The 15,406-nt window shown below is 68.8% G+C and carries 12 protein-coding genes; 9 read left to right on the top strand and 3 right to left on the bottom strand.

Going from position 1 to position 15,406, the window contains the following annotated elements; all coding sequences use genetic code 11:
• The first annotated feature begins 226 nt into the window (after positions 1-226).
• The 6 genes from QP140_RS03245 to QP140_RS03220 all read left to right on the top strand — a co-directional run bounded on the left by QP140_RS03245 (position 227) and on the right by QP140_RS03220 (position 9,200).
• Positions 227-3,712, top strand: a complete 3,486-nt coding sequence (locus QP140_RS03245; protein WP_284758103.1) for an error-prone DNA polymerase — start codon at positions 227-229, stop codon at positions 3,710-3,712.
• Positions 3,713-3,884: 172 nt separating this feature from the next.
• On the top strand, positions 3,885-5,222 hold the full coding sequence (locus QP140_RS03240; RefSeq protein WP_284758102.1) for an alpha/beta hydrolase family esterase: 1,338 nt from the start codon (positions 3,885-3,887) through the stop codon (positions 5,220-5,222).
• Positions 5,223-5,360: 138 nt separating this feature from the next.
• Positions 5,361-6,020 carry an ECF transporter S component gene (locus tag QP140_RS03235; protein ID WP_442874993.1) on the top strand — a complete coding sequence of 220 codons (660 nt, stop codon included), beginning with the start codon at positions 5,361-5,363 and terminating at the stop codon, positions 6,018-6,020.
• A 21-nt stretch (positions 6,021-6,041) separates the two neighbouring features.
• Positions 6,042-7,742 carry an ABC transporter ATP-binding protein gene (locus QP140_RS03230; protein ID WP_284758101.1) on the top strand — a complete coding sequence of 567 codons (1,701 nt, stop codon included), beginning with the start codon at positions 6,042-6,044 and terminating at the stop codon, positions 7,740-7,742.
• Positions 7,739-8,524: an energy-coupling factor transporter transmembrane component T family protein gene (locus QP140_RS03225; protein WP_070758374.1), complete on the top strand. Its 786-nt coding sequence runs from the start codon at positions 7,739-7,741 to the stop codon at positions 8,522-8,524. Before QP140_RS03230 ends, QP140_RS03225 begins: the two co-directional genes overlap by 4 nt.
• Positions 8,517-9,200 carry a hypothetical protein gene (locus QP140_RS03220; protein WP_284758100.1) on the top strand — a complete coding sequence of 228 codons (684 nt, stop codon included), beginning with the start codon at positions 8,517-8,519 and terminating at the stop codon, positions 9,198-9,200. Before QP140_RS03225 ends, QP140_RS03220 begins: the two co-directional genes overlap by 8 nt.
• Before the next feature lie 97 nt (positions 9,201-9,297).
• Here the strand turns inward: QP140_RS03220 and QP140_RS03215 are convergent, their stop codons facing one another.
• Positions 9,298-10,638 (bottom strand): saccharopine dehydrogenase family protein, encoded by a 1,341-nt coding sequence (locus QP140_RS03215; RefSeq protein WP_284758098.1) that lies wholly within the window; start codon positions 10,636-10,638, stop codon positions 9,298-9,300.
• Between the two features lie 171 nt (positions 10,639-10,809).
• Between QP140_RS03215 and QP140_RS03210 the strand changes: the two genes are divergently transcribed.
• The 3 genes from QP140_RS03210 (at position 10,810) to QP140_RS03200 (ending at position 12,717) form a co-directional block, all read left to right on the top strand.
• Entirely contained in the window at positions 10,810-11,367 is a 558-nt protein-coding gene (locus tag QP140_RS03210; protein ID WP_284758161.1) for a tRNA (cytidine(34)-2'-O)-methyltransferase, read from the top strand.
• 86 nt (positions 11,368-11,453) lie between these two features.
• Complete coding sequence (locus QP140_RS03205; RefSeq protein ID WP_141759423.1) at positions 11,454-12,317, top strand: bifunctional methylenetetrahydrofolate dehydrogenase/methenyltetrahydrofolate cyclohydrolase; 864 nt, start codon at positions 11,454-11,456, stop codon at positions 12,315-12,317.
• Between the two features lie 28 nt (positions 12,318-12,345).
• Complete coding sequence (locus tag QP140_RS03200) at positions 12,346-12,717, top strand: DUF3017 domain-containing protein (protein ID WP_070758380.1); 372 nt, start codon at positions 12,346-12,348, stop codon at positions 12,715-12,717.
• Positions 12,718-12,826: 109 nt separating this feature from the next.
• Here QP140_RS03200 and metX read toward each other — a convergent pair whose 3' ends face one another.
• Entirely contained in the window at positions 12,827-13,993 is a 1,167-nt protein-coding gene (gene metX, locus QP140_RS03195) for a homoserine O-acetyltransferase MetX (protein ID WP_284758095.1), read from the bottom strand.
• Positions 13,994-14,008: 15 nt separating this feature from the next.
• Positions 14,009-15,331 carry an O-acetylhomoserine/O-acetylserine sulfhydrylase gene (locus tag QP140_RS03190; protein WP_070761523.1) on the bottom strand — a complete coding sequence of 441 codons (1,323 nt, stop codon included), beginning with the start codon at positions 15,329-15,331 and terminating at the stop codon, positions 14,009-14,011.
• Between the last annotated feature and the right edge of the window lie 75 nt (positions 15,332-15,406).

Genomic DNA, 15,406 nt, shown 5'->3' with positions numbered 1-15,406 from the left:
CGTGTGCCGTCGTTGGCACGGGTGTTTTTTGTTTGGCGGGTCACTGTTTGTTGAAGGCAAATTTAGCACCGTGGGGCAGCATGGACAACTTGGTCTATTTTCTTGTCATTTATGCACGTGGTGTCGTCGATTTCTGCCTTGAGGGAATGGCGGTACTGGGGCGGTAGGCAGGGGTGAACGCTGCGCTATATCGAATGGGTGTTTGATTTAGGGTAGGGTTCTTTCCGTGACGTATACGCGCGGATTCAACAACCCCAAGGCCCTCAGTTGGTCGCGGATCGAGCGTATTCTTTCGGGGAAAACCACAGGTGAGAGCGTTGAAGCCCGATCTCGGAACGAGGTGGGGCGTGGCGAGCAGGGCGGTGGCCGACGTGGCGATTACCCCGGCGAGGCCCAGTCCGCGGAGCGGCTTGACCTCAGGCGCGGGAAGCAGCCTGATGGGATCCGCGGGGCGCGAACCGCGGCGGGGGAACCTGGGGGTAGGGCGCGCGCAGCCGCAGCGCACGTGGAGTTCGCGGAGCTGCGCGCCGCCAGCAGCTATCACTTCCTCCACGGCGCCAGCGAACCCGAGGAACTGGTGGAGCAGGCCATCGCACTCGGCATCACCGCGCTGGCCTGCCTCGACCGGGACGGCATGTACGGTGCTGCGCGCTTCGCCACCGCCGCCGCAGAGGCAGAGGGCGAGCTCAAGACCGTCTTCGGGGCGGAGCTCAGCCTCGACGGGGCTCAGGCCCCCGGCCTGGCGGTGCTCTGCCGCGGCCAGGAGGGCTACCGGCGGCTTAGCCGCAGCATCACCACCGCCCGGATGACCCACCGGGATAAGGACGCGGTCGAATACCCCAGCCTCGACGAGCTCGCCGAAGCAGCCGGCGGGCACTGGCGCGTCCTCATCGACGCCGCCCAACTCGCCACCCCCGGCCGGGCTGCTGAACTGCTCGACGCCTTCGGTGCGCAACACTGCCTCGTGCAGCTGCAGCTGAGCATGGACCCGGCCGACGTGGACCACAACCAGGCCCTCCACGCCTTCGCCACCACCCACGGGCTGCGCGAGATCCTCTCCTCGCAGCCCACCTGCGCGACCCCCAGCCAGGCCCGCCTGGCTGGGGCCAAAGCCGCCCTACGGCGGCGCTGGGACGTCGCCCGCGCCGAACCCGTTACCCACCCCATGGGCGGATCCTGGCTGCGCTCCGGGGCGGAACTGCGACAGCTCGCCGGGGACTGCGCCTGGCTCGCGGAAGCCACCGCAACCAGCGTGGACGTCGCCGAAGAATGCGCCTTCACACTCAACCTCGTCGCCCCGGAACTACCGCACTTCCCCGTGCCGGAAGGCCACAGCGAGATGTCCTGGCTCCGCGAGCTCGTGGAAAGAAACGGCACCCACCGCTACGGGTGGCGCGGCTCCACCGCAGCGGCGCAGAAGGCCTGGGAGGTCATCGACCGGGAGCTCGACGTCATCGAAAAACTGGGCTTCCCCGGCTACTTCCTCATCGTCCACGACATCGTCGACCACTGCCACAGCAACAACATCCTCTGCCAGGGGCGCGGCTCGGCGGCGAACTCCGCCGTCTGCTTCGCACTCGGCATCACCTCCGTCGACGCCGTCGCCGCCGGCCTGCTCTTCGAACGCTTCCTCTCCCCGGAACGCGAAGGGCCGCCGGACATCGACCTCGACATCGAATCCGGACGTCGCGAGGAGGTCATCCAGTACGTCTACCGCCGCTACGGGCGGGATAACGCCGCCCAGGTCGCGAACGTCATCACCTACCGGCGCAAGGGGGCGCTGCGGGATGCCGCCCGCGCGCTCGGCTACCCGGCAGGCCAGGTGGATGCCTGGACCCGAGGTACCGCCGAGGCGCCCGAGCGGGTGCGGCAGCTTGCTGAACAGCTGATCGGCCAGCCCCGCCACCTGGGTATCCACTCCGGCGGCATGGTCATCTGCGACCGCCCCATCGCGGACGTCGTACCCACCGAGTGGGCGCGCATGGAGAACCGCTCCGTGGTGCAGTGGGATAAGGACGACTGCGCGGCCGTCGGACTGGTGAAATTCGACCTACTAGGCCTGGGCATGCTCGAAGCCCTGCATCATGCCATTGACCAGGTGGCCATCCACCGCGGCCGCCACATCGAGCTGTGGCGCCTGGCCCCGACCGAGGAAGCGGTCTACGAGATGCTCAGCCGCGCCGACGCGGTGGGCGTATTCCAGGTGGAGTCCCGCGCCCAGATGAACACCCTGCCCCGCCTGCGCCCCCGGCGCTTCTACGACCTGGTCGTGCAGGTCGCGCTGATCCGCCCCGGCCCCATCCAGGGTGGGTCGGTCCACCCGTTCATCCGGCGGCGCAACGGCCTGGAACCGGTGACCTTCGACCACCCGTGCCTGGAGCCCGCGCTCGGCAAGACCCTCGGCATCCCGCTGTTCCAGGAACAGCTGATGCAGGTCGTGGTGGATGCCGCCGGGTTCACTGCGGCGGAGGCCGATACGCTGCGCCGCGCGATGGGCTCCAAGCGTTCCCCGGAGCGGATGGCGCGGCTCAAGGAGCGCTTCGATGAGGGCCTGGAGCGCACCAACGGGATCGCCGGGGAGGTCGCGGACCGGTTGTGGGAGAAGATCACGGCGTTTGCGGCCTATGGCTTCCCGGAGTCCCACTCCCAGTCCTTCGCCGCACTCGTCTACTACTCCGCGTGGTTTAAGTACCACTATCCGGCGGAGTTCTGCGTGGCGCTGCTGCGCGCCCAGCCGATGGGATTCTACTCGCCGCAGTCGCTGATCGCGGACGCCCGCCGCCACGGGGTGCGGATCCTGCCGGTGTGCGTCAACGCTTCCGGGGTGCAGGCGGACACGGATCTCTCGGCAGGTTCTGCTGCGTCTTCTTCCTCTTCTTTTGACGACGTCAACCGCGCCCGCGGGGTGCACGGGCTGGGGCGGGGCACCGCGGAGCCCATCGGTGCGATCCGGCTGGGGCTGGCATCCATCGCGGGGATCAGCGAGGAGGCGGCCGAGCGGATCGTCGCCACGCGGGAAGAGAAGGGGGAGTACCGGCAGGTCAGCGACCTCTCCCGGGAAGCCGGGCTCAGCGTGGCGCAGGTGGCGGCCCTGGCGCGGGCCGGGGCCTTAGAGAGCCTCGGGCTGGATCGGCGGCAGGCGGTGTGGGCAGCGGGGCTGGCGGCCACGGAGCGGGAGGGCATGCTGCCGGGGACGTCCGCCCCGTCGGTTCCCGCGCTGCCTGGCATGAGCGCCTTCGAGCTGGCTGCCGCGGACCTCGCGGCCACGTCGGTGACCCCGGACGGGCACCCCGTTGAGCTGCTGCGGGGCCAGCTTTCCCAGTGGCACGACCTGCCGGTGCGTGCCGGGGTGCGTCGCGGGCAACGCCGGGGTGGGGCGGCGGTGGTGCCCGCCGTGGATCTGCTGCACGTGCCGGATGGTTCGCGGATCCGGGTGGCCGGGGTGATCACGCACCGGCAGCGCCCGGCCACTGCGGGCGGGGTCGTCTTCCTCGGGGTGGAGGACGAGACCGGCATCGCGAACGTGATGCTCACCCAGGGCTTATGGAAGAAACAGCGGCAGGTGGCGATGACAGCGCGCATCGTGGTGGTCCGGGGGATCGTGCATAACGCGGAGGGTGCGGCCAGTGTTACCGCCGACCTGCTGGAGGCCGTGGAGCCGGAGCTGGGTGGTGCCGCGGCGCTGGGTAGCCCGTCGCGGGATTTCCGCTGAAGTGCCCCGGAGCTGGCTACCGGGTCGGCCGTGGTCGCGGCCCTGGTCGGCGGCGGTGATGGTGAGGACATGCCTGTGGCCGGGGGAGGCGGGGGCGATCACAACGTGGGGAATAACACTTATGCGATTCACCGATTGACAATCAGCGCGCCCACCCTTCAAGATCGGGGGAATGACCACCCCTAGCCCTTCCGGGCGCCCCACCAGCCAGCGGCGCTATATGCTGCGGCGAATCATCGCCCTCGCGCTGGCAGCCGTGGCCATTGGGCTCGCCGCCGGGGCCGGGGTGTGGCTGCAGAAAAATACCGGCTGGAGCGTCGACTACCTCACCCGAAAAAGCCGACACAGCCTGGTCAGCGAACGCACCGAGCACGAATCCGCCGTGGCCATCCCGGAGCGCTCGAGCCGGACGGCGGGGACCAGCAACGACCGCACCCCGGGGGCAGGCGGTACCGGGGAGGACCAGGCCGGCGCGGGCAGTGAGCCCAGCACCCGTGGGGGTAGCGGGGGAGAAGCCAGCCAGGGTGCTGCCACGGACCCAGCCACGAGCACCAGCCCCGCGCCCGTGCTGCGCAATACCCAACACTCCGCCCCGCTGCGGGGTGCCCCACGCCCCGGGCACAATGGCCAAGTCCAGCTGACATCGGGCGGACTGAACCGCCAGGCAGTGTTGCATGTGCCCGCCGACGCCCTGCCCCGCCAGTCCCAGACCACCCGGCCCAAGCCGCTGATCCTCGCCTTCCACGGCTATGGGCAGTCCGGCGCAGCCATGGCCCGCTTCGGCGACCTCGCCCGGGACGGCGCCATCGTCGCCTACCCCGACGGCGTCGACAAGGCGTGGGCGGGCGCACCTTATGCCACGGCCACCGGGAAGCAAGACCTGGCCCTGGTCCGGGACCTGATCAACCGCATTGCCGCCACCTACCAGGTCGACGACCTGCGCATCTACGCCGCGGGAATGAGCAACGGCGGCGGCTTCGTCGCAAAGCTCGCTTGCGAGATGCCCCAGGAATTCGCCGCCTTCGCCTCGGTCGCAGGGGCCTATTACAAGGGCACCTGGCAGAACTGCGCAACACGGGCACAGCGTGGCAAAGAACACCCACAGTTCCACGGCAGCAGGGCGACGTCCTTCCTCGAAATCCACGGGGAGGACGACAGCCGCATCCACTACGAGGGCGGCTCCCGCTACGGCACCCCGTACCTCGGGGCGATGAGCTTCACCTCCGCCTATGCACACCGTGCCTCCTGCTTCGGGGCCCCCGCGGTCCGCAACGTCACCCCCATTGTCCGCCGCTACCAGTGGCGCGACTGCGCGGCGGATAAGGACGTCATGCACATCGCGGTGAAGGGGATGGGGCACACCTGGCCCGGCGAGGGCGAAGCCGCCCGGCCCGGTGAGTCCGGGATTGCCGGGGTGCGTAACGACGGGGGCCAGCAGGAAGCGAACCCCACCCGTGCGGTCAATGCCGGGGCGGAGATCTTGAGTTTCTTCACCCGCCACCGGAAATAGGGTCCTCCGGGGCGGCTGCTAGGGTTAGACCCGACCAACGCGGGAGTCCGGGAGAAAGTCCGGGCTGAGAGGGCGCCAGCACCGTGGTGCCGACCGATGAACCTGATCCGGATCATGCCGGCGATAGGGAGGATAAGCGTGAGCATCACGCCCGAAAAACCATCACAGACCAGCGAAGCCCACGGCTTCTCAGGTGAGCAGCAGGCTGCCCAACATAGTAGATCTTGGCGCGTGGTGGACATCATCGTCGCCGCCGTGCTCGGCGTGGCCTGCGGCCTGATCTTCTGGGTCTGGAACGGCATTGGGGGCGCGGCCTACGGCGTGTTCGACGCTGCCACCCCGGGCCTTGGCGGGCTCGCGGTCGGCATCTGGCTGCTCGGCGGCGTGCTGGGCGGGCTGATCATCCGCAAGCCGGGCGCGGCACTCTTCGTCGAGGTGCTCGCCGCCGTCGTTTCCGCGCTGCTGGGTAACCACTGGGGCATAGAGACCGTTTATTCCGGCCTGGCCCAGGGGCTGGGCGCGGAGCTGGTCTTCGCGATCTTCGCCTACCGCCGCGCCGGGCTGGGCGTGGCCATGGCCGCCGGTGCTGTGGCCGCCATCTTCGAATTCATCCTGGAGCTGGCGACCAGCGGAAACTACGCGAAGTCCCTGGCCTTCAACGCCACCTACCTGTCCACCATGATTCTCTCCGGCATCGTGCTGGCGGGCCTGGTGGGCTGGCTGCTCGTCCGCGGTTTGGCTGCTACCGGGGCGCTCGACCGCTTCCCGGCGGGCAGGCAACGCCAACAACTGGTTTAGGCCGCTCAAGGGGAGAAAACCATGACGAGCCACGGGCGGCCGCCGGGCGGGGCGGTCGTGGAGATCACCGACTTCGGCTGGCGCCACGCCGGCCGGAAGAACCCGGCCATCGCGAACATCACCGCACGCCTGGAACCCGGGGAGCGCGTCCTGTTGCTCGGGGCCTCGGGCGCAGGTAAATCCACCCTGCTCGCCGGTATCGCCGGGGTGCTGGGGGATGCCGAGGACGGCGAGCAGCGCGGTGCCATCCGCTTGGACGGCAAGGACCCGGCCCAGGCCCGGGGCCTGGTCGGCATGGTGCTGCAGGACCCGGACTCGCAGGTCATCGCCGCCCGGGTGGGCGACGATGTTGTTTTCGGCTGCGAGAACCTCGGCATCCCGCGGGAAGAGATGTGGCAGCGCGCCACGGAGGCTCTACGCACCGTCGGGCTGGGGGAGCTGGACCTCGACCGGTCCACCCACCGGCTCTCCGGCGGGCAGAAGCAACGGCTCGCGCTGGCCGGGGTGCTGGCCATGCGCCCCAGGGTGATTGTGCTGGACGAGCCCACCGCCAACCTCGACCCGGAGGGCGTGGCCGAGGTGCGCGACGCCGTCATCCGGGCCTGTGAGGACACCGGCGCCACACTGATCGTGGTCGAGCACCGCGCAGCCACCTGGGCCGGGCACGTCGACCGCATCCTCGTGCTCGGGGAGACTAACCCCAGCGGCGTGGAGGAGCAGGTCAGTGCCGGGCGGCAGGCCGGGGGAGTGCTTGCAGACGGCCCGGCCGAGCAGATTTTGGAGACTCATGCCGAGCGGCTCGCCGAGGCTGGTATCTGGGTGCCGGGGGTCGCTCCCGCGCTGCGCCGCATGGGCACCCCGCCGCCCGAGCTGGGCGCGTTGAAGGCCGCGCCCGGTTCAACTGGCAACCAGGGCCATGCTGATCACCAGAACCATGCTGGCAACCGAGGCACCGTTGCCCACCCGATCGACGCTGAAACAACCATCGACGCTGCGTCCCTGCACGCAGACGGGGACGCCCACGCGAGCGGGAAGCCACTGCTGCGCACCCGCGACCTGGCCATCGGCTGGGGCCAGCACACCATCCGCACCGGCATCACCGCTGTCCTGGAGCCGGGGTCCACCTGCCTGACCGGCGGCAACGGCACCGGAAAATCTACCTTGGCGCTCACCCTCGCGGGCCTGGTTCCCGCGGCGGGCGGGGAGCTGGACGCCAGTGGGCTCCAGCCTGCCAAGCACAGGCGCCGGGAAACCCCGGACCCCCGCAGCTGGCGCTCGAAGGACCTGGTCCGCCGCATCGGATACGTCTTTCAAAGCCCGGAGCACCAGCTGGCCGCCCGCACCGTCCGCGACGAGCTGCTGCTCGGCCCCAAGGCTGCCGGGATGGATGCCGCCGCAGCCGAGCGGCGTGCCGATGAGCTGCTGGGCACCCTCGGGCTGAGTCACCTCGCGGCCGCCAACCCCTTCACCCTCTCGGGTGGGGAGAAACGCCGGCTCTCAGTGGCCGCGGTGCTGGCCACTGAGCCGCGCCTGCTGATCCTGGACGAACCGACCTTCGGCCAGGACCTCAACACGTTCACCGCCCTGGTCGGGTTGCTGCAACAGCTGGCGGACGGTGGCATGGGCCTGCTGTCCATCACCCACGACGCGGATTACTTCGCCGCGCTGGGCCAGCACCACTGGCACCTTCCCCAGGGCCCCGGCCTGGAGGTGCGGGCATGATCCTGGAACGCATCGACCCATCCACCCGGCTGCTCGCGCTCGCCCTACTCACCACCCCGTTGCTGATCAGCATCGATATTGTCAGCGCCAGCGTGTCCTTCGCGCTGACCCTGCTGGTCGTCGCGCCCCTGTGCGGGGTCGGGCCTGCCCGGCTGTTCCGCCGGGCTTGGCCGCTGCTGCTCTTAGCCCCGCTGACGGGTGTGAGCATGCTCTTCTACGGGCGGGCCAGCGGGCAGAGCTACTTCGAATGGGGCTTCATCCACATCACCGAGAACTCGGTGCAGCTGGCCATCGCGGTGATGATTCGCGTGCTGGCGGTGGGCGTGCCCGCCGTGGTGCTCACCGCGGACATGGACCCCACCCGCCTCGGCGACGGCCTTGCACAGCTGTGGAAACTGCCCACCCGCTTCGTCATCGGTGCGGTGGCGGGCGTGCGCCTGGTCACGCTATTCCGAGAGGACTGGACGGCCGTGGAGCGTGCCCGCCGCGCCCGCGGCCTGGGGGACGAGGGCAAGCTGAAGCGTGCGCTGCAGCAGTCCTTCAGCCTGCTGGTGCTGGCGCTGCGTCGTGGCGCCAAGCTGGCCACCGCGATGGAGGCCCGTGGGTTTGGCGCCACCCATAACGCCGAGGGCCAGCCCATCGAGCGCACCTGGGCTCGGCAGGCTCATTTCGGCGGCTGGGACTGGGCCGTGGTTGTGGGCTCCTTGGCACTGAGCCTGCTTTCCTTGGGGATCGCCGTGTGGACCGGCCACTTCGTGCTGCTGGGCGTGCAGAATGGCTAGCGCGCCGTGGCTATCGCCCGCAGAAGCCACCCGCGAGCTCACCGCCTGGGTCGCCGGCCAGCGAGGCTGCGGAAATACACAGATCGAGCCCGCTAAAACACCCCACCGCCGTGTGGGGCGCGCCCCGCGGTGGGTGATTCTTATTGACGGTCGCAGCGGCTCCGGCAAGACCCACTTCGCAGAACACCTCATGACCACACTCGGTGCGTCCAGCCACCAGCCCGGCGTATCCCCGAGCACACCCCCGGATCCCAACACCACGCCCCAGCTGGTGCACCTGGAGGATTTCTACCCCGGCTGGGGTGGGCTCTTCGCCGCAGCCCGCATGCTCGCCGCCGAGGTGCTGCAGCCCAATTGCCCGGGCTTTCGCCGCTGGGACTGGGAGAAGAACACCCCCGCGCAGTGGCAGCCCCTGGACCCCGGCCGCCCACTAATTGTCGAGGGCATCGGTGCCCTCAGCCCCGAGGCTCTGGCCGTGCTGCGCCGCCGCGGCATCCCCCACCGGACCCTGGTGCTGGATGCCCCCACCCAGCTGCGCAAGCACCGCGCGCTGCACCGCGACCCCTACTACGCCCCCTGGTGGAACATGTGGGCCGCCCAAGAGCGCGCCCACATCAATCGGCGCCCCGCCCCGGACCTCGTCGTCGCCAACGGTCCCGCGCGAGCGGAGAGCTAAGCCACCGGCACCGGACTCGTTCACATCGGCCCTGTCGACACGGCGGGACCGCACGGCAGGGCCCCACACGGCCCCGCCCGGCTGCCGAACTGCCCGGTTACTGCGGGGTGGAGGTGCGGTAGAGCCCGCCTCGCGCCACGTCCAGGCGCATCCCGGACTCGCGGAGGCGACGCACGTACACCATGCCCAGGCCCGTCGCCGGGGTCAGCACGCCACCTTCAGTTCCCGGCAGCTCCGCCTCATCCTTGAGCAGCGTGAGCGCTGCGGTGCCCAGCATCCGGGAGGTCGAGCGGTAGCCCGGATCTCCCTGGGAGTACAGGGTGGCGATGTAATCCGGCTCCACGTTCGGCGCCGGATTCGGCTTCACGAAGCCGTGGAACACGCAACGGAAGTAGCCGTTCTCCTGCGCCTTGCTCGTCGGACCTTCGCCCGGCTCGGGTGCCCACTGGGAGATGAAGTCCCGCAGCTTCGGCGCCTTCATCGCGGTCAGCATCGTCCAGTTAACCCCACCCATTGCGTAGGCCTGCGCGCGGCCCTTCAGGCCCGGCCCGGTGGACTGGAACTCGCGGTAGCGCAGGGACTTTCCGTACTTGAAGCCGCTCAGCGCATTGGAGCGGCGCACCACGCGGGTGTTCACCGAGGCCATGAGGAAAGGCCCGGCCCAGCCCTCCGGGGCGCCGACGGTCTCGGTCTGCAGCACGCCATAATCCGGCTGCTCGCCCAGCTCCGGCTCCGCCTCGCGATCCGGGCTCAGGGAGTACGGGTCAGCCAGCACGCGCCTCTGCTCCGGGTCGCGCTGTGCGGCCTGGAACTGCTCGCGTGCGGACTCTACGGTGCCGCCGGACATGGCCCCGCGCATGCTGACCAGGTTCGTCACCTCGGCCAGCTTCTTGCCATCCTTGGCCGCGGCCTCGTTGATCAGCAGCATGCCGATATCGGAGGGCACGGAATCGAAGCCACAGGCGTGGATGATGCGCGCCCCGTTGGCCTTCGCCACGTCGTCGTACTTGTCGATCATCTTCCGCATGAACAGCACCTCGCCGGTGGAGTCCACGTAGTGTGTGCCGGCCTCCGCGCAGGCGCGCACGAGGTCCTCGCCGTAACGCACGAACGGACCCACCGTGGAGATCACCACGCGGGTGTTCCTCGCCAGCTCGGTCATGGCGTCCTCGTCGAAGGCGTCCGCCTCCACGATGCGCCAGTCCATCACGCCCTCGTGGATGGTCAGCAGCTGCTGCTTGAGGAAGACCAGCTTCTCGCGGTTGCGGCCGGCCAGCGCGATGGTGACGTCCTTCGGCGCGTGCTCCGCCAGCCAACCCGCGAGGATCTTGCCGACGAATCCGGTCGCGCCGAACAGGGTGATGTCCACCGGGCGCTGCTTTCCGCCGGTCGGGGTCTTCTTGCCTTGCGGTGTGGCGTCCTTCGGTGCATCAGCCATGTCTGATCGACCTCTTTCATCGTCTGATGGGCTTCGTGCCCGATCGTCGGGGTTCTTCCCCTCCATTCTTACCGTGTTCCGGTGCCGTCAGCGCCCGCGGGCGCGGTTAAGGTGAGTGGCGTGTCTTCGCAGCCTTCCACTCCCGCTTCCGCCGCAGGTCGCTCTTCTTCTTTGACGACGTCACCCCGGCCGGCCGCCGATCCGCCCTTCCATATCCTGTTCGACCAGCCGCAGATCCCGCCGAACACGGGCAATGCGATCCGCATGTGCGCGGGCACCGGGGCGGCACTGCACCTGGCGGGCCCATTGGGTTTCAACTTCGAGGAGAAGCACGTCCGCCGCGCCGGTCTGGATTATCACGACTTGGCGGAGGTGCAGCTCCACGAGGATTTCGAGGCCGCGGCCACCCACCTGACCGGGCTGAGCCGTAAGCAGGCAGAGCTGAGTCGGCAGCAGGCAGCAGACGGTGCCCCGCCCCGGGCGAGGGTCTTCGCTTTCACGACGCACGCGGAGACCTGGTTTACGGACGTGGGCTTCCGCCGCGGTGACGTCCTCCTCTTCGGCCCCGAACCCACCGGCCTGGACGAGGCGACTCTGGCGGATCCCCGGATCACCGCGCAGCTGCGGATCCCGATGCTGCCGGCCCGTCGCAGCATGAACCTCTCGAACGCGGCGGCGGTGGCAGCGTACGAGGCCTGGCGGCAGCTGGGTTTCCCGGGCGGGCAGTGACCCGCGTTCGGGGTCTTCGCCCTGAAGTGGGGGAATGGGGGCGCACGCCGGTGGGGTAGCGCTAGGCCTGTGGAATAATGGCGGGCATGGCTGCGATTACCCTGGATGGAAAGAAATACCGCGACGAGATCTTCGCGGACCTGAAGCAACGAGTCGACGCTCTGCGGGACAAGGGGATCACCCCGGGCCTGGCAACGGTCCTGGTCGGTGACGACCCGGCGAGCCACTCCTACGTGCGGATGAAGCACAAGGACTGCGAGCAGATCGGCGTGAAGTCCATCCGCAAGGACCTGCCGGCGGACGTGACCCAGGAGGAGCTCAACGCCGTCATCGACGAGCTCAACGCGGACCCGGAGTGCACCGGCTACATCGTGCAGCTGCCGCTGCCGAAGCACCTCGACGAAAACGCGGTGCTGGAGCGCATCGACCCGGCCAAGGACGCTGACGGCCTGCACCCGGTGAACCTCGGCAAGCTGGTGCTCAACGAGCCCGCCCCGCTGCCGTGCACCCCGAACGGTGCGATCAGCCTGCTGCGCCGCTACGACGTCGAGCTGAACGGCGCGAAGGTCGTCGTCATCGGCCGTGGCGTGACTGTTGGCCGCCCGATCGGCCTGATGCTGACCCGCCGCAGCGAGAACGCCACCGTTACCCTGTGCCACACCGGCACGAAGGACCTGAAGGCGGAGACCATCAACGCGGACATCATCGTCGCTGCTGCAGGCAAGCCGCACATGCTGACCAAGGACATGGTCAAGCCGGGGGCGGCGATCCTCGACGTCGGTGTCTCCCGCCTGGACGGCAAGCTTGCCGGCGACGTGCACCCGGACGTCTGGGAGGTCGCGGGCGCGATCTCGCCGAACCCGGGTGGCGTGGGCCCGCTGACCCGCGCCTTCCTGGTCCACAACGTCGTGGAGCGCGCCGAGCTCCTCGCGGAGCAGGGCGAGAACTAGGGGATTAGAGCTGGAGGAGCTGGGCACGATGCCGGACACCCCGAACGAGCGGGCGGAGGCCGCGCAGATTGGCGCTTATCGCCGACAGCTGCTGGCCAACCCGCACGACCGGGACGTGCCCGCCTCCCCGCTGCCGGTGATCGCGCAGCGGGCGCTCATCGGGGTGTTTTTGCTGCTTCTGGCGGTGGGGGTGTTCTTCATCGCGGCGGATCGTTGGCGCCGCGGCACCACGGCGATGGGGGCAAGCCTGGTGTTCTTGGCCACGATCCGGTGGGTCGTGGACTCCGACGTGCTGGGGATTTTCGCGGTCCGCAGCCGCAAATTTGATTGCTTTTTCGCCGGGGGCGTGGGGCTGTTGATGATGTACCTGGCGATCAGCGTGGACACGCTGGGCAGCTAGGGGGCATCCGGACCAAGTCCTTGCGCGGGGGTCGCGCGGAGCTGGGTATCCCGCGACGCTGGGCGTGGGGGTTGGGTGGCGGTTGTTCGGTGGCCGCCCTTAGCGGTTCCTAGCGGTTGTGGTGCTGCAGGATCTCCGCGCGCTGCTCCGGATTCTCGGCCAGCTCCTCGGCGGCCGTGAGGAACTTCTCAAGCACATTGCCCATCTGGCGGGCCTCGATGAGGAAACCATCGTGGCCGGTGGGGGAGGTGATCTGGGACAGCCCCAGGAAGGCTCCCAGGTTGCGGGAGAGGTGCTCCTGCTGGTGATAGGGGTAGAGGATGTCCGTGTCGATGCCGCAGACCATCGTGGGGACCGTGGAGTTACCCAGGGCGGCGTTCATGCCGCCGCGATCCCGGCCGACGTCGTGGCGGTTCAGGGCATCCGTCAGGGTGACGTAGGAGCCGGCGTCGAAGCGGTTGCGCAGCTTCATCGCCTGCCGGTCCAGGTAGCCCTCGACCGAGAAGCGCTGATTGGGGGAGCGGTACTTACCCAGCGGGTTTTCGCCCCGCTGCGGCTCGGCGCCGAAGCGCTCGTCGACCTCCAGCTCGCCGCGGTAGGTCAGGTGTGCGATGCGGCGCGCCTCTCCCAGGCCCCAGACCGGTCCCATGCCGGCCTCGTAGTAGTCCCCGCCGTGCCACAGCGGGTCGGCCTCGATCACGCGGATCTGCGCCGATTGGATGCCGATCTGCCAGGCGGAGGCGCGGGCGGAGACGGCGATGAGGAGGACGGCGTCCATCATCTCCGGGTAGAGCAGCGACCACTCGAGGGTGCGTGCCCCGCCCATGGAAGCACCGACCACCACGTGGACCCGGGGGATCTCCAGCACGTCGAGCAGCTGCTTTTCGGCCTGCACGAGGTCGCGGATGGATAGGCCCGGGAAGCGGGAGCCCCAGAAGCCACCCTCCGGGTGCAGGGAACCGGGGCCGGTGGAGCCCGCGCACCCACCCAGCGCGTTGGCGCAGAGCACTAGGTACCTGGAGGTGTCGATCGGTTTGCCCACGCCGACCATGTCGGCCCACCAGTCGGTGGCGTTGCCGTCGCCGGTGAGGGCGTGCTCGATCAGCACGATGGGGCGCTCCTCCGGCGGCGTGGATACCGCCGCCTGCTCGGCTGCGTCGTAGAAGGCGTACAGCCGCAGTGAGGTTTCGGGAATGCTTGCGCCCGCCTCGGTGAGCACCTCGCCGATGGGAATATCGGCGTAGGAACCGGAGGCGGGCAGCAAGTCGGAGCGCATAGAAAACCTCGTGAGTTAAATCTGCTCGAAGCCCTGCTCGAGGTCGGCGATGATGTCGCGGACGTCCTCGATACCGACGGACAGGCGAACCGTTGCCTGGGAGATGCCCGCGTTGCGCAGGTTCTCCTCGGTGGACTGCGAGTGCGTGGTGGTGGCCGGGTGGACGACCAAGGAGCGTACGTCACCGACGTTAGCGAGGTCGGAGTGCAGCTTCAGGGAGTCGATGAACTTCCAGGCGGCCTCGCGCGGGTCGGCGTCGCCGGTGGCCAGGTCGAAGGCCAGAACGGAGCCAGTGTACTCCAGGCCCAGCTTCTCCTTGACCTTGTTCCACGGGCTGGACTCCAGGCCGGCGTAGGCGACGCTGGCGACCTTCGGGTGCTTGTCCAGGAACTCGGCGACCTGCTTGGCGTTCTCGTTGTGCTGCTTGACGCGCAGGTTCAGGGTGTCGAGACCCTGGACGGCCAGCCAGGCGTTGAACGCGGAGAGGGTGGCGCCGGTGTCGCGCAGCAGACCCGCACGAGCCTTCAGGCCGAAGGCTGGCTCGCCGAGGTCGGCGTACTTCAGGCCGTGGTAGGCCGGGTCCGGGGTGACGAAGCTCGGGAAGACCGGCTTGCCGTTGCGCTCCTGGGTCCAGTCGAACTTGCCGCCGTCGACGAGGATGCCGCCGATGGCGGAGCCGTTGCCGGTGTAGAACTTCGTCAGGGAGGAGACGGAAACGTCGGCGCCGAGCTCCAGCGGCTTGACCAGTGCTGCGGTAGCCAGCGTGTTGTCGATGATCAGCGGGACCTTGTTCTCGTGGGCAACCTTGCTGATCTCCGGGATGTCCAGGACGTCCGCCTGCGGGTTGGCGAAGGTCTCGCCGAAGAAGGCGACGGTGTTGTCCTGAACGGCGTCCTGCCAGGACTGCGGGTCATCCGGGTTCTCGACGAAGGTGGTGGTGATGCCCAGGCGCGGCAGGGTGACGAGAAGGAGGGTCTCGGTGCCGCCGTAGAGGCGTGGGGAGGCGACGATGTGGTCACCGGAGTTCGCGACGTTGATCAGCGCGGCGGTGATGGCAGCCATGCCGGAAGCGAAGGCGACGGCGTGGACACCACCCTCGAGGGTGGCGAGGCGGTTCTCGAGGACCTCGACCGTTGGGTTGGTCAGGCGGGAGTAGATCGGGCCCGGATCCTCGAGCGCGAAGCGCTGCTTGGCGTGCTCGGCGTTGTCGAAGACGTAGCTGGTGGTCATGTGGATCGGCAGGTTACGGGAACCGGTCGGGTCCAGGGTCTGGCCGGCGTGGATCTGCTGGGTGGCAAAGCCCCACTCTGCTGCGTTGGAGTTGTCGTACTTTGGCATGGTTTTCCTGTCTCTTTCGTGTGTTTGAGTCTGTGTTGTGAATCGTGGCGATCCGGGTGGATTGTGCCGCTCGAT

The organism is Corynebacterium sp. UMB9976 (genome assembly GCF_030212265.1).
Taxonomy (GTDB): domain Bacteria; phylum Actinomycetota; class Actinomycetes; order Mycobacteriales; family Mycobacteriaceae; genus Corynebacterium.
The sequence above is the reverse complement of the archived record's forward strand: the minus strand, read 5'-3'. Positions and strand labels throughout refer to the sequence as shown.